This window comes from Glycomyces luteolus, from assembly GCF_027622875.1.
GTDB classification, from domain to species: Bacteria; Actinomycetota; Actinomycetes; order Mycobacteriales; family Micromonosporaceae; genus Glycomyces; species Glycomyces luteolus.
Genome location: NZ_JAPZVP010000004.1, coordinates 188,814 through 208,240 on the forward strand (window position 1 = coordinate 188,814; position 19,427 = coordinate 208,240).

General features: G+C 70.1%; 16 protein-coding genes. 7 read left to right on the plus strand and 9 right to left on the minus strand.

Annotated elements, in window-relative coordinates; all coding sequences use genetic code 11:
• Positions 1–181: 181 nt before the first annotated feature.
• The 3 genes from O1R50_RS06540 to O1R50_RS06550 all read left to right on the plus strand — a co-directional run bounded on the left by O1R50_RS06540 (position 182) and on the right by O1R50_RS06550 (position 3,982).
• Positions 182–901: a response regulator transcription factor gene (locus O1R50_RS06540; protein WP_270109096.1), complete on the plus strand. Its 720-nt coding sequence runs from the start codon at positions 182–184 to the stop codon at positions 899–901.
• Positions 898–2,394, plus strand: coding sequence for a sensor histidine kinase (locus O1R50_RS06545; RefSeq protein ID WP_270109098.1), 1,497 nt, complete (start codon positions 898–900; stop codon positions 2,392–2,394). The genes O1R50_RS06540 and O1R50_RS06545 overlap by 4 nt, the downstream gene beginning before the upstream one ends.
• A 163-nt stretch (positions 2,395–2,557) precedes the next feature.
• Positions 2,558–3,982: a S1C family serine protease gene (locus tag O1R50_RS06550; RefSeq protein ID WP_270109100.1), complete on the plus strand. Its 1,425-nt coding sequence runs from the start codon at positions 2,558–2,560 to the stop codon at positions 3,980–3,982.
• Between the two features lie 134 nt (positions 3,983–4,116).
• Here O1R50_RS06550 and O1R50_RS06555 read toward each other — a convergent pair whose 3' ends face one another.
• On the minus strand, positions 4,117–4,776 hold the full coding sequence (locus tag O1R50_RS06555) for a restriction endonuclease (protein ID WP_270109101.1): 660 nt from the start codon (positions 4,774–4,776) through the stop codon (positions 4,117–4,119).
• Positions 4,777–5,075: 299 nt separating this feature from the next.
• Between O1R50_RS06555 and rsmI the strand changes: the two genes are divergently transcribed.
• Positions 5,076–5,933, plus strand: coding sequence for a 16S rRNA (cytidine(1402)-2'-O)-methyltransferase (rsmI, locus tag O1R50_RS06560; protein WP_270109102.1), 858 nt, complete (start codon positions 5,076–5,078; stop codon positions 5,931–5,933).
• Here rsmI and O1R50_RS06565 read toward each other — a convergent pair.
• Complete coding sequence (locus tag O1R50_RS06565; RefSeq protein WP_270109103.1) at positions 5,914–7,017, minus strand: ABC transporter permease; 1,104 nt, start codon at positions 7,015–7,017, stop codon at positions 5,914–5,916. The two genes, rsmI and O1R50_RS06565, sit on opposite strands and share 20 nt — an antisense overlap.
• Positions 7,014–7,931: an ABC transporter ATP-binding protein gene (locus tag O1R50_RS06570; RefSeq protein WP_270109104.1), complete on the minus strand. Its 918-nt coding sequence runs from the start codon at positions 7,929–7,931 to the stop codon at positions 7,014–7,016. The genes O1R50_RS06565 and O1R50_RS06570 overlap by 4 nt, the downstream gene beginning before the upstream one ends.
• A 191-nt stretch (positions 7,932–8,122) precedes the next feature.
• On the opposite strand from O1R50_RS06570, the gene O1R50_RS06575 reads away from it, so the two are divergent.
• The 3 genes from O1R50_RS06575 to O1R50_RS06585 all read left to right on the plus strand — a co-directional run bounded on the left by O1R50_RS06575 (position 8,123) and on the right by O1R50_RS06585 (position 13,038).
• Entirely contained in the window at positions 8,123–9,538 is a 1,416-nt protein-coding gene (locus tag O1R50_RS06575; protein WP_270109106.1) for an MFS transporter, read from the plus strand.
• Between the two features lie 135 nt (positions 9,539–9,673).
• The gene (locus tag O1R50_RS06580) at positions 9,674–11,722 is read left to right on the plus strand and encodes a molybdopterin oxidoreductase family protein (protein ID WP_270109107.1); all 2,049 of its coding nucleotides are present in this window, start codon (positions 9,674–9,676) and stop codon (positions 11,720–11,722) included.
• A gap of 164 nt (positions 11,723–11,886) precedes the next feature.
• Positions 11,887–13,038, plus strand: coding sequence for an alpha/beta hydrolase family protein (locus O1R50_RS06585; protein ID WP_270109108.1), 1,152 nt, complete (start codon positions 11,887–11,889; stop codon positions 13,036–13,038).
• 48 nt (positions 13,039–13,086) lie between these two features.
• Here the strand turns inward: O1R50_RS06585 and O1R50_RS06590 are convergent, their stop codons facing one another.
• From O1R50_RS06590 to O1R50_RS26605, 6 genes are all read right to left on the minus strand, one after another.
• Complete coding sequence (locus tag O1R50_RS06590) at positions 13,087–13,497, minus strand: type II toxin-antitoxin system VapC family toxin (RefSeq protein ID WP_270109247.1); 411 nt, start codon at positions 13,495–13,497, stop codon at positions 13,087–13,089.
• 35 nt (positions 13,498–13,532) lie between these two features.
• The gene (locus tag O1R50_RS06595) at positions 13,533–14,144 is read right to left on the minus strand and encodes a DUF1349 domain-containing protein (protein ID WP_270109109.1); all 612 of its coding nucleotides are present in this window, start codon (positions 14,142–14,144) and stop codon (positions 13,533–13,535) included.
• 119 nt (positions 14,145–14,263) lie between these two features.
• Positions 14,264–15,298 (minus strand): 4-hydroxy-3-methylbut-2-enyl diphosphate reductase, encoded by a 1,035-nt coding sequence (gene ispH, locus O1R50_RS06600; RefSeq protein ID WP_408612619.1) that lies wholly within the window; start codon positions 15,296–15,298, stop codon positions 14,264–14,266.
• Between the two features lie 22 nt (positions 15,299–15,320).
• Positions 15,321–16,337, minus strand: coding sequence for a polyprenyl synthetase family protein (locus tag O1R50_RS06605; RefSeq protein ID WP_270109111.1), 1,017 nt, complete (start codon positions 16,335–16,337; stop codon positions 15,321–15,323).
• Between the two features lie 124 nt (positions 16,338–16,461).
• Complete coding sequence (locus tag O1R50_RS06610; protein WP_270109112.1) at positions 16,462–17,889, minus strand: family 2B encapsulin nanocompartment shell protein; 1,428 nt, start codon at positions 17,887–17,889, stop codon at positions 16,462–16,464.
• A gap of 55 nt (positions 17,890–17,944) precedes the next feature.
• Complete coding sequence (locus O1R50_RS26605; RefSeq protein WP_270109113.1) at positions 17,945–18,763, minus strand: bestrophin-like domain; 819 nt, start codon at positions 18,761–18,763, stop codon at positions 17,945–17,947.
• Between the last annotated feature and the right edge of the window lie 664 nt (positions 18,764–19,427).

The following is a 19,427-nucleotide window of genomic DNA, read 5'->3' on the forward strand; positions in this document are numbered from 1 at the left end:
TCCGCATAGCCGCACACACTTCGGATAAAGGTCACTCGAACGTGTTTCACTCGGGCGCGCAGCGTCACCGGCGGCGGTGCGGCCGGCCGCGGACCGCTTGGCACGCCTCAGGTCCCGGCGTATGCTTCACAACCACCCGTGACCTGCGGACCGCTGACCGCGCCGACCCTGTGAGAGGCCCATGCCGCTGCCGACCAGCCAGCCGAACGCCGAGACCGAGGCCACCCTGCTCGTCGTCGAGGACGAGGAGAACATCTGCGAGCTCCTGGCCACGTCACTGCGCTATGCGGGCTTCGCCGTACACGCCGTCGGCACCGGTGACGAAGCCCTCCGCTCCATCGCGCGGCACCGCCCCGACCTGGTCGTCCTCGACGTCAACCTCCCCGACTTCGACGGCTTCGAGGTGGTGCGCCGGATGCGCTCCGGCTCGGATCACACCCCCGTCCTCTTCCTCACCGCCCGCGACGACACCGCCGACACCGTCACCGGCCTCTCCGTGGGCGGCGACGACTACATCACCAAGCCCTTCGCGCTCGAAGAGGTCGTCGCCCGCATCCGCGCGGTCCTGCGCCGCTCCTCCGGCGAACTGCCCCGGCCCTCGCGCCTCCAGTACGCCGACCTCGAACTTGACGAGGAGACCCACGAGGTCTGGCGCTCCGGGAAGGCCGTGCAGCTCTCGCCCACCGAGTTCAAGCTGCTGCGGTACTTCATGATCAACGCCGGGCGGGTGCTCTCCAAGGCCCAGATCCTCGACCACGTGTGGCGCTACGACTTCCGCGGCGACGACGGCATCGTCGAGTCCTACGTCTCCTACCTGCGCCGCAAGATCGACACCGGCGAGCCCAAACTCATCCAGACCCTCCGGGGCATCGGCTACGTCCTGCGGGAGCAGCATCGTTGAGCGCACCTCGCGTACTCGAGGGCGTCCGTGACAAGTGGGACCGGACGCCGCTGAGGGTCCGGCTCACCGCGGCCGTGCTCGTCCTCGTGGCGGGCTCCCTCATCCTCATCAGCGTCTCCACGATCCTCGCGCTGCACTCCTACTTCCTCGGCACCGTCGACGACGAGCTCAAGACCCAGCTGACCAGCTGGAGCCCAGAGACGTGGCCCCCCGCGCAGGAGGACGACGAGGACACGCCGGGCCTGCGGCCCCAGCAGTACCTCTTCAGCATGGTGTCCGCGACCGGGAACCGGCTCGACCAGCCGGACGACCGCGACGACTACCCCGTGTTCGACTACGACCAGCTCAGCGAGGCCGGCGGCGAGGCGTTCACGGCGCTGAGCCCCGACGGCGTCACCCGGTGGCGGGTGCTGGGCCTGCTGGGCTCCGAAGTGGGCAGCAAGCACGACGACTACGAGCCCGAGGAGCACAACCTCGACCCGGACACGTACTACGTGCTGTCGTACAAGCTCTCGCACTTCGACAAGACCGTGGCCGGGCTGGTGTGGGTCGACCTGCTCATCGGCGCGGGCGTGCTCGCCGGGCTGGCCGCGATCGGCGTGGGCCTGGTGCGGGCGAGCCTCTCGCCGCTGCGGCAGATCGAGAACACCGCGGCGATGATCGCCGCCGGGAACTACTCGCGGCGGGTGCCCGACCACGACCCGAGCACCGAGGTCGGGCGGGTGGGGCGGGCCATCAACTCGATGCTCACCAAAGTGGAGGGTGCGATCCGCGCCCGCGAATGGTCCGAGCAGCGCGCGCACGACTCCGAGGAGCGGATGCGCGAGTTCATCGCGGACGCCTCCCACGAGCTGCGCACGCCCTTGACGAGCGTGCGCGGGTACGCGGAGCTGGTGCGCACCAACCCGCAGATGCCCGAAGCCGACCGGCAGCAGTACATCGGCCAGATCGAGGAGGCCGCCAAGCGCATGGGCCTGCTCGTGGGCGACCTGCTGCACCTCGCCCGGCTCGGGCAGGAGCGGCCGGTCGAGACCGAGCCCGTGGACCTGGCCGTGCTCGGCCACGAGGCCGTCGCCGCGCACGCCGTGATGGCCGAGGACCACGAGTTCCGCTTCTCCTGCGTCCCCGGCACCTCCACTGTGGTCGCAGCGGACCGCGCCAGGATGCGGCAGGTGCTCGACAACCTCCTGTCGAACGCGGTGCGGCACACCCCGGCGGGCACGAACATCCACGTCGAAGTGGCCGCTGAGGACGCGACCGTGCGGCTCACCGTCGCCGACGACGGCCCCGGCATGACCTCCGAGACCGCCGAGCGCGTCTTCGAGCGGTTCTTCCGCTCCGACTCGGTCAGCCACCCCGGCTCGGGGCTCGGGCTGGCGATCGTGGCCGCGATCGTGAAGGCCCACGGCGGGACCGTCCAGGTCGCCTCGGAGCCCGGCGAGGGCACGGCGTTCACTGTGATCCTCACGGCCGAGCCCCAGGCCGCCCAGTAGGAAGCTTGGAAAGCTTTAAAGCACGTCGATGTCCCGCCCGTCCGCCGCAGCGGCCCCGACCCCTCTGACCAGCGCGCCCGCAACCGGGCGGGCCGCGGATCATTAAAGGGTTTTAAGGCGTTTTACCAGCGGGCCGAGAGCTGGGCCCGGCATGCTGCCTTACATGAGCAGCACTGAGAGCACGAAGGGCCCCGAGGGGACCGAACCGCAGGGCCCCGACGGGCCTCGCACCCCCGACGCCGCATCCGAGCCGGCGGCAGCGCCTGCCGCCCCGGCCGCCGAGCAGCAGGCCGCGAGCCTGCCGCCGAACACCGCGCCCGCCGCGGACGGCACCGGCGCCACGGCCGGGAACCCGGCCCCCGCGGCCCCGCAATCGGCTTACGGGCAGCACCCGGCCGACGCCGCGCCGCGGCCGACGGAGCACACCCAGGTCCTCCACGGCGCGCCCGCTCCGGCACCGGCCGGGGCCCCGCACATGACCGCGCCCGGCTGGCACCCCGGAGCGCCCGTCCCTCCGATGTACCAGCACCCCGGCGCGCCCATGGGCCCGCCGCAGCGGCCCCGCGGCCGCGGGAAGCTCGTGGCCGGAGCGATCGCGCTCGCTTTGATCGCGGGCGGCGCCGGCGGCATCGCCGGATGGGTCATCGGCAGCGGCGACGGCGCCACCACCCACGTGCAGTCCGTCTCCATGGACGCCGGCACGGGCATGACCTACACGGAGATCGTGGCCAAGGTCAGGCCCTCGGTCGTCACCATCGTGACCGACGCCGCCGAAGGCTCGGGCGTCGTCTACTCCAAGGACGGCTACATCGTCACCAACAACCACGTCGTGGACGGTGCGCAGAGCGTGGAGGTCCGCTTCTCGGACGGCACCACCGCCGACGCCTCCATCGTCGCCACCGACTCCACTCAGGACCTCGCCGTCATCCAGGTCTCCGGCGTGGACGACCTGACACCCGTCACCTTCGCCGACTCCAGCGCCGTGCAGGTCGGCGACGTGGCGGTCGCGATCGGCTCGCCGCTCGGCCTCGAAGGCACCGTGACCACCGGCATCGTCTCGGCGCTCGACCGGTCGATGACCGTCTCCGGCGAGCAGGACGGCGGTATGGGACAGCAGCCGAGCTCGACCCTGAGCGGCCTCATCCAGACCGACGCGGCCATCAACTCCGGCAATTCCGGCGGCGCCCTCGTCAACGGCGACGGCGAGCTCATCGGCATCAACACCGCCATCGCCACCACCGACTCCGGCTCGATCGGCCTCGGCTTCTCGATCCCCTCGACCACCGTGAAGGACACGGTCGAGCAGCTGATCAAGAACGGCTCGGTCGAGCAGGGCTACCTCGGCGTCTCGGTGGCCGACACCGACGGCAACGGGGCCATGGTCCTCAGCGTCGAGCCCGACTCCCCGGCCGCGAAGGCCGGGCTGCAGGAGGGCGACGTGATCACCGCGATCGACGGGAACCCCGTCGCCAGCGCGTCCGAAGTGGTCGCCGCCGTCCAGGGCACGTCGGCGGGCACCGAGATCACCATCACCTACACGCGCGACCAGCAGGAGGCCGAGACCACGGCCACCCTGGAAGCCTCATAAGCGCACCGCCGCGAACGCGGCCCCGAGCCTGAGGCTCGGGGCCGTGAACGTGCTCAGGGGCCGCTGAGCACGCGTCTCCAGGTGCCATGGCGCCGTGTCGCGATCACAGCGCCACGACGCTCAAGGGGCCGTGCTCACTGCGTCGCGGTGCTCCCGCTGGACTCGAGCGCGGCGGGGACCGGGCGCAGCTGCGGCGGGGCCACGCCGGTGTCGATCCACTCCGCGAGGCGGTCGCGGTCGACGATGAGGACGCCCAGCTGCGCGGCGACGGCCTCGTTCCGGGCCGCGTGGTGCATCCAGTGCAGGTTCGCGTTCGTGATGAGGACGCCCGCGTCGCAGTCCCAGCGGGCCTTGATCTCGCCCCCGAGGATCTGGACGTGGCGGTTGCCGTTGCGCCGCCGCATCGTCTTGTCGTCCTTCTTGGCGCGCACGATGATGCGCTGGCCGTTGTTGAAGGTGACGACGAAGTTGCAGCCGAGGTCGTTCTTGCGGTGGCCGAACTTCTTGACGCGCTTGGCGTCCAGGCCGACGAGGAGCTGGCCCGCCATGGCGTCGAAGGCCGGGATGTTCATCTTGTCGACGCTGCGCATGAGGGTGTGGCGCTCGGCGGCGACCGCGCGGTCGCGGTGCTCGTGCCCGCGGCTGCGGAACAGGATCCAGCCCGCGAGTGCGGTGCCGCCCAACAGGATCGCGATGGACGCGAACCAGGCCCAGTGGTCCGCTATGAATCCGAGAACGAAATAACCGGCGATGAGAGCGGCGATTCCCGCTCCGGCTCTGAGGATCACGGACATGGCGGCCTCCACTGGGTTAGAGGGCTCGACGAATGAACGGCTCGCCGGCGTCGCCGCGAGGCGGACCGGCGTTATGTCGCCTGTGATGTGGCCGTGCAATATGGCTCGCAAGCGTCGCCAAGACTGCTACGTATGGCTCGCAAGCTTCGCCATGACTATGAGTATCCGTTACCGTTCGCTCACGCGTAAGGTCTATGTCCGGTACCCGACAGCTTGGCGCGGCATCCTGCATGTGCGGCCCGTCGCCACGCGCTCACCGAGCCGGTGCCCCGCCGCAGGCGGTGGGGGATACTGGCCGGATGTCGACATCTTCAACGGGCGTTTTGGTGCTTCTCGGTGCGCCCCTGGGAAATCCAGAGGACGCCTCGTCTCGGCTCCGGGCCGAGCTGGCCCGCGCCGACGTCATCGCCGCAGAGGATACCCGGCGGCTTCGGCGGCTCCTCAGCGAACTGGATGTCATTCCCACCGCATCGATCACGTCGTATTTCGAGGCGAACGAGGCGGGCCGAACGACGGCCCTTATCGAACAATTGTACGACGGAAAGCGGGTCGCCGTCATCACCGACGGCGGCATGCCCTCCGTCTCGGACCCCGGATTCCGCCTGGTCAAGGCCGCGATCGACGCCGGCATCGCGGTGACCTGCGCGCCAGGCGCGAGCGCGGTGACGACCGCGCTGGCGCTCTCGGGGATGCCCTGCGACCGCTTCTGCTTCGAGGGTTTCGCGCCGCGCAAGGACGGCGAGCGGCGGCGGCTGTTCACCGAACTTTCAGAAGAGAAGCGCACCATGGTCTTCTTCGAGTCCCCGCGCCGCGTCCAGGAGACCTTGCGTGCCATGGCGTCCGCCTTCGGCGACGACCGCCCCGCAGCGCTCTGCCGCGAACTCACCAAGACCCACGAGGAGATCCGCCGCGGAGGCCTCGCCGAACTCGCCGAAGGCGCCGAAGCCGATCCGCCGCGCGGCGAGATCACCCTCGTCATCTCGGGCTGGACCGGGCCGGACGCGAGCGAGGCCACGCCGGAGGCGATGGCCGAAGCGGTCGCCGCTCTCGAAGCCGCGGGCACCGACCGCAAACTCGCCATGAAGCAGGTCGCGACCCGCTTCGGCGTGAGCCGAAGGGACGTCTACGACGCGTGCCTCACAGTTCGTCGAATTTGAAGGTCTTCCACGAGACCAGGGCGACGATCGCCGCGAACGCTGCGAGGAAGCCGATCTGCGGCAGGACCGCCGACGGGGGCTCGCCGTAGACCACGACCGACTGCAGCGCCTCGTTCAGGTACCGCATCGGCGAGAGGTACGAGATCGCCTGGACCCACTCGGGCGAGAGCGCCAGCGGGTAGAACGCGCCCGACACGAACGCCATCGGCATCGTCACCAGGTTGCTCAGCCCCGCCGCGGCCGGGCTCGTCTGCGCGATACCGCCGATGACCACGCCGATCGCCAGGAACGCGAGCGTCCCGAGCAGCACCAGCGGCACCGCGAACCACGTCCACGCCGAGAGCCGCAGCCCGAAGCCCAGGGCCGCCACCGCGAGGAAGATCGCGGTCTGCCCGACCGCGACCACGAGGTTCACCGAGATCTTCGCGCCCAGGAACGTGCGCACCGACGCAGGCGTGAGCCGCAGGCGCCGCAGCAGCTTGTCGCGCTTCCAGTCCACGATCGTGCCGGCCGCGCCGAACACGCCCGAGATCGCGACGCCCCAGGCCAGGATGCCCGGCGCGAGGTACTGGATCGGCCGCAGCGACCCGCCGTCGGCCTCCTCGACCTCGGTCTCCAGCACCGGCTCGCCCGGGGCCGCCGCCGAGAGGACCTCGACGTTCACGTCGTCGATGAGCGAGGCGAGCCTGCCCTCGGCGATCGCGCCGGAGGTCGAGTTCGTCGCCGACGGGTAGATCCGCACGGTCGCGCCGTCCTGGACCACCGCCGCGTCGGCGTCGCCGTCGCGCAGCATCGCCAGCGCTTCGTCGAGATCGCCGGCCTCGGTGACCGTGAACGCGTCCGGGTCGGCGCCGTCGAGCACGGCCACGTCGCCGACCGCGACGATCCGGGAGGCCGCGGTGTCGCCGGAACCGAACACGCTCGCCAGCAGCACCATGAACATCAGCGGGAGCAGGATCGTGAAGAAGATCTGGCTGCGGTCGCGGATCCAGCCGCGCCCGAGCGCCTTGAACAGGCTCAGGTACGCCCGGCCCCCCGAGCGTTCGGTGCGCTCGGTGCGCACTTCGGCCGTATCGAGGCTCATCCGCGCCACTCCCGTCCGGTCACGTGCAAGAAGACGTCTTCGAGGTTCGCCGTGCGCACCGACAGGCCCTCAAGGGCCCCGTCGGAGGCCAGCGCGGTCAAGAGCTTGCGCGGGTCGCGGGTCTCGAAGACGACCGCGGCCTCGTCCGCTGCCACGGGCTCTCCCGCCGCGAGCTCCTGGACGCGCTCGCCGCTGAGCTGCCCGGCGGCGACCGTGACCTTGGTGGGTGCGTCGAGGCCCTTCACGAAACCGGCGGGGGAGTCGACTGCCCGGATCCTGCCCGCGTCCATGATCGCGACCCGGTCGCAGAGCGCCTCGGCCTCCTCCATGTAGTGCGTCGTGAGCACCACGGTGCGGCCTTCGGCGTTGATGGAGCGCATGAGGTCCCACAGGTTGCGGCGCGCCTGCGGGTCGAGGGCCGCGGTCGGCTCGTCGAGGAACACCAGCTCGGGGTCGCCCACGAGCGCGCAGGCGATGGAGAGGCGCTGCTGCTGGCCGCCCGAGAGCTTCTCGCAGCGCACGTTCGCGTGCTCGGCGAGGCCCACCAGGTCGAGCATCTCGGCCGCGCGGGCCTTCGAGGCCCCGTACAGCTCCGCGAACGTCTCGATCTGCTCGCGCGCGGTCAGGAACTCGAAGAACGCGGAGGCCTGGAGCTGCACACCGAGGCGGCCGGTCAGCTCGGGGGAGTGCGGCCACGGCGAGCGGCCGAGCAGGCGCACGGTCCCCGAATCGGGCTTGCGCAGGCCCTCGACGATCTCGAGGGTCGTGGTCTTCCCGGCCCCGTTGGGGCCGAGGATGCCGAAGAACTCGCCGCGCTCGACGCGGAAGCTCACGCCGTCGACCGCCCGGATCGCTCCGGTCCTGCGGCCGCGGTAGGTCTTGCGGAGGTCGGCGACCTCGATGGCGGCGTCCATGGTCGTTAACGCTATGCCATCGGCCTTTGTGACCGGGTTCTCGCCTTACGGGAGTATGCGAACCGCGCACCTACGCCCCCGGGCGCACCCCGACCTTTCACACCCTCCGTAACAGAACCGTGAGCCGAACTTCATCACCGAGGAACAGTCGTCGCACGTCCAGGCAATGACGCTCCGTGAATGTAGTGCGCATGACAACGACTCTGACGCAAACGACGGCTGAGAAGCCGACCGGTGCCCGCAAGGGCTGGATCAGCGACTGGCGTCCCGACGACGAGGCCTTCTGGCAGTCGACGGGGCGCAAGATCGCCAGGCGCAACCTGGTCTGGTCCGTCCTCGCCGAGCACCTGGGCTTCTCGGTCTGGGTGATGTTCAGCATCATCACCCCGTACCTGGCCGCCGCCGGCTACGACTTCACCGTCAGCCAGCTGTTCTGGCTCACGGCCGTGCCGAACCTCGTCGGCTCGTTCCTGCGCATCCCCTACACGGCCGCCGTGGCCGTCTTCGGCGGACGCAACTGGACCATCATCTCCGCGGCCCTGCTCATCATCCCGACCGCGCTGCTGGCCTACTGCCTGATGACGCCGGGCACCCCGTACTGGCTGTTCATCGCCGCGGGCGTCACCGCCGGTTTCGGCGGCGGCAACTTCGCCTCCTCGATGGCGAACATCTCCTACTTCTACCCGGAGCGCCACCGCGGCTCCGCCCTCGGCATCAACGCCGCGGGCGGCAACATCGGCGTCCCGGCCGTCCAGTTCATCGGCCCGTTCGTGATCGCCCTCGGCGTCTTCGGCGCCTCCCAGGGCGTCAACCCCGCGGGCCAGCAGATCTGGCTGCACAACGTGCCGCTGCTGTGGCTGGTCCTCGGCGTCTTCGCCGCGGTCATGGCCTGGCGATTCATGGACAACCTGTCGGTCGCCCGCACCCCCATCAAGGAGCAGCTGCCCGCGCTGACGCGCCGCCACACCTGGATCATGAGCGTCCTCTACATCGGCACGTTCGGTTCCTTCATCGGCTACTCCTTCGCGTTCCCGCTGGTCATCAAGATCGAATTCCCCGAGTTCCAGTCGCTGTGGATCGCCGCGCTCGGCCCGCTCGTCGGCTCGGTCGTGCGCCCCTTCGGCGGCTGGCTCGCCGACAAGCTGGGCGGCGCCCCCATCACGAGCACCGGGTTCATCCTCATGGGCGTCGGGGCGATGGGCGCGATCTGGGGCGTCAACATCGGTTCGTTCGCGCTGTTCTTCACCTCCTTCATGGTGCTGTTCCTCATGAGCGGCATCGCCAACGGCTCGACCTACCGGTCGATCCCGGCGATCTTCCAGGCCGAGGCCGCCGCCGCGGCCGGAGGCGAGGCCAGCGAGACCGATATCGTGAAGGCCAAGAAGCTCACCGCCGCCGCGCTCGGCTGGATCTCCGCCATCGGCGCCTTCGGCGGGTTCCTCATCAACCAGGGCTTCCGCATCGCCAACGAGCAGACCGGCTCGGTCGTCACCGCCATGTGGGTCTTCGTCGGCGGCTACGCCGTCTTCCTGGTCCTGAACTGGTGGTGCTACCAGCGCACCGTCTTCGTGGAGAAGGCCCCGAGCCTCGCCCACGCCAAGGTCTGACCCGAATCCAACCGCGGCAGAGTCGCCGTCGAGCCCCTGGCCCGCAATCGTCACTCAGCGACGATTGCGGGCCACTTAGCATTCCGGAAACATTGCTCACGTGACGTCGAAACGACTCCCGGTCACACTCGCCGCATGACCGTTCGCGCCGCCCTCCCCGTCCTCCGCACCGCCGACACCCACTGCCCGTACTGCGCGCTCCAGTGCGGCATGCGGCTCGAGGAGGACACCGACGGCAAGGTCACCGCCTCCCCCCGCGGCGGCGGCATGTGCAAGAAGGGCTGGACCTCGCCCGAGCTCCTCGACCACCCCGAACGGCTCACCACCCCCCTCCTGCACGGCGAGCCCGTCTCCTGGGAGACCGCCCTCGACCACGTCGCCGACCGCATCCGGACGATCCAGGCCGAGCACGGGAAGGACGCCGTCGGCGTCTTCGGCGGCGGCGGCCTCACCAACGAGAAGGTCTACCAGCTCGGCAAATGGACCCGCCTCGCCTTGGGCAGCAAGCACATCGACTACAACGGCCGCTTCTGCATGTCCTCCGCGGCCGGGGCCCTCAACCGCTCCTTCGGCATCGACCGCGGCCTCCCCTTCCCGAAAGAGGACCTGCAGGACGCCGACGTGATCGTCCTCGTCGGCGCCAACCCGGCCGAGACCATGCCGCCGCTCATGCGGTTCCTCACCGGCGCCGAGCTCATCGTCATCGACCCCCGCCGCACCGCCACCGCCGAGCAGGCCCAGCTGCACCTCCAGCCCGCCCCCGGCACCGACCTCGCGCTGGCGAACGGGCTCCTGCACATCGCGATCGAGCAGGGCTACCTCGACCACGACTACATCAAGGGCCACACGAACGGCTTCGACGAGGTCCGCCAGACCGTCGCCGGCTACTGGCCCGCGTTCGTCGAGCGCATCACCGGCGTCTCCGTGCCCGACCTGTACGCGGCCGCGCGCCTCATGGCCGGCAAGAAGACCGCGATCCTCACCGCCCGCGGCTCCGAGCAGCACGCCAAAGGCGTCGACACCGTCACCGCCTGGATCAACCTCGCCCTCGCGCTCGGCCTCCCCGGCAAGCCCAGCTCCGGCTACGGCTGCATCACCGGCCAGGGCAACGGCCAAGGCGGCCGCGAGCACGGCCAGAAGGCCGACCAGCTCCCCGGCTACCGCATGATCACCGACCCAGCCGCGCGCGAGCACGTCGCCGCGGTCTGGGGCGTCGACCCCGAAACCCTTCCGGGCGCGGGCGTCTCCGCCGTCGAACTGCTGCGCAAATGCGGCGACGAAGTCAAGATGCTGTTCGTGCTCGGCTCCAACCCGGTCGTCTCGGCCCCCCGCGCCGCCCGCGTCGCCGACCGCCTCAAGGACCTCGACTGCCTCGTCTCGTTCGACTTCGTCATGTCCGAGACCGCCCGCCTCGCCGAAGTGGTCCTCCCGGTCACGCAGTGGGCCGAAGAGGACGGCACCATGACCAACCTCGAGGGCCGCATCATCCGCCGCAAGTCCCTGCGCGGCGCCCCCGACGGCGTCCACTCCGACCTGTGGATCATGAAGGAGCTCGCCGCGCGCCTCGACGCCCCCGGCGCCTACTCGACCGATCCCGAGGAGATCTTCGAGGAACTCGGCCGCGCCTCCGCCGGCGGCAAAGCCGACTACTCCGGCGTCTCCTATGAGCGCCTTGAGGACCGCACGTTCCAGTGGCCCGTCCCCAGCCCCGACCACGACGGCACCCCGCGCATGTTCGCCGACTTCAAGTTCCCCACCCCCGACGGCCGCGCCAAGTTCATCGCCGTCGACCACCGCCACCCCGCCGAACGCCGCGACCGCTCCTACCCCCTGTACCTCACCACCGGCCGGGTCCTCACCCAATACCAGTCGGGCGCGCAGACCCGCCTCATCGAGTCCCTCGACGGACCCGACAGCGAGCAGTTCCTGCAGATCCACCCCGACACCGCGGTGCGCCACGGCATCGGCGAAGGGGACTGGGTCCGCATCACCTCCCGGCGCGGCTCCTACACGGCCCCCGCGCGGCTGACCACCGACATCCGGCCGGACACCGTCTTCAGCCCCTTCCACTTCCCCGGCGCGGCCAACGCCAACGCCGCCGTCTCGGACGTGCTCGACCCGATCAGCCGCATGCCCGAGTTCAAGGTCTGCGCCGTCAAGATCGCCCCGGCCGCGAAGCCCTGACCGCCGCACCCCTGACTTTCGGCAGGGGTGCGGCCGCCGAAAACCGGTCTAAAGACCTACCCGAGTCCGGTCGAAATACCCAGGGCGGCAGCGATTCCAAGCGCCACAGTTGATGGCGCGGGCCCGATCGGGCCCGCGCCACCGACACCGATTGGAACGCGACGTTGCGACGCCAAGCGAAACGATTCCTCCTCGGCGCGACCGCCCTCGCGGTCACCGCCGGAGCGACCGCAGCCGCCATCTCCACCGCGCAAGCCGAAACGACCGCACCCGAAACCGCCGCAGCGCTGGCCATCCCCGAACCCGGCGGCGAGTTCGCCACCGGCACCACGCAACTCCACCTCGTCGACGAGAACCGCCCGGACGTCTGGGTCTCCGACGAGGACCGGGAGCTCATGGTCAGCTTGTGGTACCCGACCGCCGAGACTGAAGGCGCGACCGCGCCCTACATGACCGCCGCGGAGGGCGATCTGTTCGGCCAGCAGCTCAACCTGCCCGGCGAGCTCCTCGCCTCGGTCGAGACCAACTCGATCGCCGACGCCGAACCGCTCGCCGCGGACGAACCGCTCCCGCTCGTGATGCTCTCCCCGGGCCACTCGTTCCCGCGCGCCACGCTCACCGGCATGGCGGAAGAACTCGCGAGCCAGGGCTACGCGGTGGCCGCCGTCGGCCACACCTACGAAGCCCCGATCACCTTCCCCGACGGCCGCACGACCGAGTGCCTCACCTGCCAGCAGGAAGACCTCGACGACCGGACGCTGGTGACGAACCGCGCCGAGGACCTGTCCTTCGTTCTCGACGAACTCACCGAGCCGGCGGCGGAAGACTCGGCGATGCCCGAGGGGCTCAGCATCGACGCCGATCACGTCGTCGTGGGCGGCCATTCGATCGGCGGCGCGAGCAGCCACCGCGCCATGCACGCCGACGACCGCTTCGACGCCGGCTTCAACCTCGACGGCACCTTCTTCGCGCTCGACCCGCACCGGCTCGACCGCCCGTTCATGATGGTCGGCGGCGGCGACGACCACGGCTCGCCCGGCCAGGACGACACCTGGGACAAGGCCTGGAAGAAGCTCGACGGCTGGAAGCGCTGGATCACCGTCGCCGGCACCACCCACAGCTCCATGACCGACTTCGGACCGCTCGGCGAACAGGCCGGCCTCAACCAGGACGACCTCGACGGCAACCGCAGCAACGAGATCGCCCGCGCCCTCGTCACGAGCTTCGCCGACACCCACCTCAGAGGCGACCAAGAAGCCCCCGTCATCGACGCCCCGAACGACGACTGGCCGGAGCTCGTCTTCCACAACCCATAACCAGCGCAAGGAAACCGAAAGCCCGGCCGCGCTTTGCGCGGCCGGGCTTCACGGCGGCTTGATCTCGAAATGCGTGCAGTGTCTGGGGCGAACGACGTTGAAGTACCGAAGGTCGACAGTTGCGACGGTGGAGATACTCAGACGCTCGGCGGCGGCGGCGACCGATGCATCGGCGGTACCCAGTGGAAGATTGCTGTAGACGCTGGTGAGTTGCGCGATGCGAAGCCAATCCGACCGATGCACCGGCTCGACTGCGAAGGCACCGGATGCGAGATCGCCGAGGAACCGCACTTCCGTCTCGGTGCCGAGCCGTGTGGCCGCCAGGTAGGCGACTTCCGCGATGACGAGGGTGGGGACGACGAGGGCGCCCGGGTGGTTCTCGAGGAGGTCGAGGCATGCTTCGTGATGTTTGTCGTCGGCATCGAGATAGGCGTACAGCGGACCTGCGTCAACGACGATGCTTTGGGCGGCCGGTCCAGGGCGCTATTGGCTGGTCAGGATCCGTTGCGGAGCTCGGCCAGGGTCTCCTGCTTGAAGGCGATATCGGTGAACTGGGCTTTGCAGCCCTGGCCCTCGGGGGCTTGGACGCCGAAGCCGGCCTTGATCGGGGCGTCGATTCCGAAGCCGAAGCAGCGCACGAACTCCCAGCGCTCGCCGTCGGAGGACGCGTGGAAGACGAAGCCTTCGCCGACGCGGCTGACGCGCATCCAGACCGTGTCGCCCTCGACGTTCCAGGCGTTGGCGTCGTCGGAGATGCCTCGGGTGACGACCGAGACCACCATGCCCTGCTCGTCGGGCGAGTACTCGAAGCACAGCTTCGACCAGTGGCTCTCGTCCGCGAGGAGGAAGAGGGTCCCCGCGTCGTACGTGCCGTTGAAGTCCACGGTGATGCGGGCGCTGAACTGCCAGTCGCCCGCAGGCGGTTCGCCGAGGAGGCGGGCGCCGTTGGACGGGGCGTGGAGGGCGGGAGCGGGGGCGTAGACGTACCAGTCGGTGCCGGGCGCGGCGGTGGCTTCGAGACCCGCGTCGGTGACCTGCCAGCTCGGCGGCTCGACGGCGTCTTCCCAGTCGAGGGGGAAGGGAAGGGCGGGGAGGTTGACTGTCATGCGGTCAGCCTAGCGGCGTGCGGGAGCGTCGCTACTTCTTTGTTCGACCGTCGAGAAAAGGGGAGGAGCGGCATCCTCAAGGGGGCGTTGAGCGTCGAGGGCGGGCCGAGCCCCGGGCATCAGCCGCCGCGGTTCGGGGCGGCGGGTCGGAGTCGCCGGGGGAGCAGGAACTCCTGGGTCTCGCGGGTGTGGACTCGTTCGACGATCTCGATCGGGCCCAGTTCGGCCAGGGACCGGACCACTTCGTCGACCAGTCGCGGTGGCGCGGAGGCTCCCGCGGTGACGGCCACGGTCGAGGCCTCCTCGAGCCATCGCGGATCGATGGCCCGCGCGTCTTCGATCAAGTGCGCCTCGACTCCCGCGGTTCTCGCGAGTTCCACCAGGCGGTTCGAGTTCGAGGAGTTCGCCGATCCGAGCACCAGGACGAGGTCGGCCTCCTCCACGACCGCGGCGACCGCCGCTTGGCGATTGCTCGTGGCGTAGCAGATGTCATCGGCCCCTTGACCTTTGATCGCGGGAAAGCGCTGCTTCAGCGCCTCTGCGATGGTCTCGACCTCGGCCACCGCGAGCGTCGTCTGGCTCAGGTACGTGAGCTTCGCCGGGTCGGGCACTCGCAGTGTCGCCACGGCATCGGCGCTCTCGACGAGGAGGGTTCTTTCCGGGGCCACGCCGATCGTGCCGACGACTTCTTCGTGGCCTTCGTGTCCGATCAGGATCACCGTGTCGCCGTTGTCGGCCGCGCGTTTGGCCTCCGCGTGGACCTTTGACACCAGCGGGCAGGTCGCGTCGACCGCGTCGAGGCCGCGGGCGGCCGCCTCGCGTTCGACCGCCGGGGCCACGCCGTGGGCGCTGAAGACCACGAGCGCGTCGTCGGGAACCTCGTCGAGCTCGCCGACGAAGACCGCCCCGCGCGACTCCAGATCCGCCACCACGTGCGCGTTGTGGACGATCTGGTTGCGCACGTACACGGGCGGTCCGTGATCCTCGAGGAGGCGTTCGACGATCTCGATCGCCCGCTCCACTCCGGCGCAGAACGACCGCGGCGCGGGGAGGAGCACGCGACGGAGTCGGCGAGTCATCGGCTGGCCTCTCGGTGGCGCTCGCAAGTCTCCGGTTGGCGTTCCCGGCAATGCTTGCGGGTCATCAGTCGGCACCCTTGGCGATGCTTGCGAGCCATCAATTGGCCCTGTGGACCGTGCTCGCGGCCAGCCCCGTCAGTTCCTCGACGGCCTCTGCCCGGAGTCCTTCCACGCTGAGGCTGCCGGTGGCGGCTTCGGTGAGCAGTTCCGCGGAGCGCCGGCTCGCCTGCCTGCCGCCGCAGGCCTCGACGAGGTCGGCGGCGCGGCGGAGTTCGGCCTCGGTGAGCTGCCCGGTGGCGCCGTAGATCGCGGCGAGCTCGGACGCGTCGGGATGCCCCGAGTCGAGCGCCGCGGTCACCGGGAGCGACTTCTTGCGGTTGCGCAGGTCCGAGTACACGGCCTTGCCGGTCACCGCCGGGTCGCCCCAGATCCCCAGCAGGTCGTCCACGTGCTGGAACGCCAGCCCGAGGCGGTAGCCGAAGTCCCGCAGCGCGTCCACCTGCTGCGGGGTGCCGCCGCCGAAGAGCGCCCCGAGCGCGGTCGCGCAGCCCATGAGCGAGGCCGTCTTCGCCTCGGACATCGCGACGCATTCGGCGAGCTCGACCCGGTCGCGGCTCTCGAACCGCGTGTCGGCGAGCTGCCCTTCGATGAGGGCCCGCACGGTCTGCGCGAGGAGGCTCGTGCCCGCCGGGACCCGGTCGCCGCCGGATTCGGCGATGATCTCGAACGCCAGCGCGTGCAGGGCGTCGCCGACGAGGATCGCGTCGTTGACGCCGTAGACCTTCCAGGCGGTCGGGCGGTGCCGCCGCAGGCTGTCGCGGTCGATGATGTCGTCGTGGATGAGGGAGAAGTTGTGGACCATCTCGACGGCCACGGCCGCCGGGACGGCCTGCCGCCAGCCCGCTTCGCTGCCGACCGCCTTGGCGGCCAGCAGGGTCAGGAGCGGCCGCAGGGCCTTGCCGGAGTTGGCCTGGACGGGCGAGCCGGAGGCGTCGGTCCAGCCGAAGTGGTAGGCCGCGATGCGCGCGGCGGGGGCCGGGAGCCGGGCGGCGGCGGCGCGGAGTCCCGCGTCGACGGCCTCGCGGGCGGCGGTGTGGTCGGTCAGGACGGTCATGCGGGGCCTCCCTGGGCGGCGGGGTCTGCGGGGAACGCGTTGGCGTTAGGGGGTGCCCGGGCATCCCGGACACCCCCTGGGGCCCGGGCGGCCGCCCAAGTGCGGGGGCGGCCGCCCGGGATTCTCAGCGTCCGATCTCGACGTGCTCGAGGATGCCGAGCGCGTCCGGGACCAGGACCGCGACGGAGTAGTAGGCGCTCACGAGGTAGGACATGACGGCCTTCTCGTCGATGCCCATGAACCGCACGGAGAGCCCGGGCTCGTACTCGTCGGGCAGGCCGGTCTGGTGCAGGCCGACGACGCCCTGGTCGGCTTCGCCGGTGCGCATGCAGAGGATCGAGGTGGTGCGCGCCGAGGTGATCGGGATCTTGTTGCACGGCAGGATCGGGATGCCCCGCCATGCCGGGATGTGGTGCCCGTGGAAGTCCACCGTGTTCGGGTAGATGCCGCGCTTGGTGCATTCGCGGCCGAACGCGGCGATCGCCTTCGGGTGGGCGAGGAGGAACTCGGGCTTGCGGCGGCGGCTGATGAGCTCGTCCATGTCGTCCGGGGTGGGCGGCCCGGAGCGGGTGGGGATGCGCTGGCTCAGCGCCGCGTTGTGCAGGAGTCCGAACTCCTTGTTGTTCACCATCTGGTCCTCCTGCTGCTCGCGCAGGGCTTCCACGGTGAGCCGCAGCTGCTGCTCCATCTGGTTCATCGGCTTGTTGTAGAGGTCCGCGACGCGGGTGTGGACGCGCAGCACCGTCTGTGCCACCGACAGCTCGTACTCGCGGGGCGTGAGCTCGTAGTCGACGAACGTGCGCGGCAGGTCCGGTTCGCCGGTGTGGCCGGCCGCGATGGCGATCGCCGACTCGCCGTGCTTGTTCGTGTTCGCCGAGCGGACGGCCTCCCGGAACTGCTCCAGATGCGACGCGAGCGCCGGGATGCGCTCCACGAGCTCGGCGACTGCGGCGGCAGGGAGGGTGAGCACGGTGACCGGGGTCGCCGCGATGACGTCGTGGTCCCACACTGGATCGTCTTCGGTGAGGACCTCGTCGCCGAAGTGGTCGCCGTCGACCATGAGCCCGAGCGAGGCCTGGTCCCCGAAGGGCCCGGAGCCGAACTGCTCGACGCGGCCGTGCGCGATGAGGTGCAGCCCGTCGACGGGCCGGCCCTGCTGCGCCAGGTGCTCGCCGGCCTGGATCTCGCGCTGCTCGAAGCGGTCGGCCAGCGCGGTCAGGACTTCCTCGTCGTCGATGCCGCGCAGGTGCGCGATCTCGCCGAGCTCGGTGGGGATGACGCGGACGGCGTCGCCCTCGCTGGTGAACTCGACGCGCCCGTCCCCGACGGTGTGGGTCAGCCGCCGGTTGACGCGGAACGCGCCGCCCTGGGTCTGCACCCACGGGAGGATCTTCAGGAGCCACCGGGAGGTGATCTCCTGCATCTGCGGTGCCGACTTGGTGGTGCTGGCGAGATTTCGGGCGGCGGCGGTGCTGAGGCTGGTCTGGGGCTGCTGTCCGTTCGAGGTCTGATGGGGGGCGGCCGAGGTGTTGTCGACGACGGAGTCGGTCATGCTCGCACTTCCTCACGTTGAGGTGGTTAAGGGTCTCCTAACATCATATTTCGCATTATGGCGTTAATGCCCATAATTCACTCAAAAGAGTGCTTTCTGCATAATTCGCATCTATACTGTCGAAGCGCTCGACCGCGATCTCGTACGCGACCGGATCGGTCGCCCCGCTCCGGCTGAACGGGTACTCGAGCTGGTAGGTCGCGAACAGCATGAGCGCGACCATCCCGGAAATGAGCCCCACCAGCACGAACTGGTACTTCCTGGTCGGCGTCCCGAGCGTCAGCATCACCGCGAACACCAGCACCGCGCCCGGCACCAGCACCGTCCACATCGCCGCGCTCAGGCCGCTCTGCGCCGCGAACAGCCGCTCGGTCCGATACTCGGAGATCGCCAGGATGCCGCTCTGCGTGGCGTCGAGCCGCGCCCGCACGACCTCTTCATCGCTCAGCGACCCGGCCACGGGCGCCCGCATCTCGTCGAGCAGCATCAGGCCCTCCGACGAGACCGGCTCCTGGTCGCGCATCGCGGACCATTCCTCGCCGATGACCTCGTTCGTGTAAGCCCGCACCGCCGCGCGCACCTCGTCGCGCTGCTCGGGATCGAGCGCGGCCGCCGACCAGTACACGTCGACCAGCTCGTTCGCCTCCCGGTAGGTCACCTGCCCGGCCTCGTTCTTGTTCTCCCAAGCGGTGATCAGCACGAACGCCAGCACGATGGCGTAAAGGACCGTCAGCAGCTCGAAGATCGTCGTGCCCAGCTCGTTGTTGTGGGCGCGGTCCGTGGGCGGCGCGAACCGCTGCAGCAGCGCGACGATCACGCACGCGACGGCGACCACCGAAAGAGTGAACAACAGTCCCTGCAGCCATATGGGCATTGAACTCACCAGACTCCGTAAAGCAGAATATGAGGTATGAATCGTGATGAACAACGCAGAAGGTCCCGGAGGGATACGTGCGGCGCCTAGTGGCCTTGGTCATCGCGGCGGCGACTCTGACGCTGCTGTCCGGCTTGGCCTTCGCCTCCGGGCCCTCCTCCGACGGACCCGAGCCCGAGCACTCCGCGATCCAGGCGGTCCAGATCTGCATCGAGCTGCCGGTCGTCGATCTGCCCGACCTGCCGCCCCTCCTGGAATGCCCCACGTCCCCGACCGAGACGACGGAGCCGCCCGTGCCGCCGCCGTCGAGCCCGCCGCCGTCCCCGCCCGCGCCCGCCGAGCCGACACCGACCGCACCCGCCGAGCCGACGCCGCCCGCGCCCGCCGAACCCGAACCGCCGACACCCGTCGAGCCCTCCGCGACCGCGCCCGCCGCCGAGGCGGAGCCCTCGTCGCCTGCGCCGTCGTCCGAACCGGCGCCGTCGTTCGAACCGGCGCCGTCGTTCGAACCCGGACAGTCGAGCGACATCGCCGCACCGCCCGACCCCGGGCCACTGCCCGAGGCCTTCGAGGTCGACGAGGCGGCGGCCGCCGCCGCCACCGAGGACGAGGACTCCTCGACGTTTAAGAAGCGCATGCTGGTCACCATGTTCGCGTTCGCGCT

Excerpts from the sequence above, each read along its gene's own strand:
- O1R50_RS06540 (WP_270109096.1), top strand. The coding sequence starts at position 182 with ATGCCGCTGCCGACCAGCCAGCCGAACGCCGAGACCGAGGCCACCCTG.
- O1R50_RS06550 (WP_270109100.1), top strand. The coding sequence starts at position 2,558 with ATGAGCAGCACTGAGAGCACGAAGGGCCCCGAGGGGACCGAACCGCAG.
- O1R50_RS06555 (WP_270109101.1), bottom strand. The coding sequence starts at position 4,776 with ATGTCCGTGATCCTCAGAGCCGGAGCGGGAATCGCCGCTCTCATCGCC.
- rsmI (WP_270109102.1), top strand. The coding sequence starts at position 5,076 with ATGTCGACATCTTCAACGGGCGTTTTGGTGCTTCTCGGTGCGCCCCTG.
- O1R50_RS06565 (WP_270109103.1), bottom strand. The coding sequence starts at position 7,017 with ATGAGCCTCGATACGGCCGAAGTGCGCACCGAGCGCACCGAACGCTCG.
- O1R50_RS06570 (WP_270109104.1), bottom strand. The coding sequence starts at position 7,931 with ATGGACGCCGCCATCGAGGTCGCCGACCTCCGCAAGACCTACCGCGGC.
- O1R50_RS06575 (WP_270109106.1), top strand. The coding sequence starts at position 8,123 with ATGACAACGACTCTGACGCAAACGACGGCTGAGAAGCCGACCGGTGCC.
- O1R50_RS06580 (WP_270109107.1), top strand. The coding sequence starts at position 9,674 with ATGACCGTTCGCGCCGCCCTCCCCGTCCTCCGCACCGCCGACACCCAC.
- O1R50_RS06595 (WP_270109109.1), bottom strand. The coding sequence starts at position 14,144 with ATGACAGTCAACCTCCCCGCCCTTCCCTTCCCCCTCGACTGGGAAGAC.
- O1R50_RS06605 (WP_270109111.1), bottom strand. The coding sequence starts at position 16,337 with ATGACCGTCCTGACCGACCACACCGCCGCCCGCGAGGCCGTCGACGCG.
- O1R50_RS06610 (WP_270109112.1), bottom strand. The coding sequence starts at position 17,889 with ATGACCGACTCCGTCGTCGACAACACCTCGGCCGCCCCCCATCAGACC.
- O1R50_RS26605 (WP_270109113.1), bottom strand. The coding sequence starts at position 18,763 with ATGCCCATATGGCTGCAGGGACTGTTGTTCACTCTTTCGGTGGTCGCC.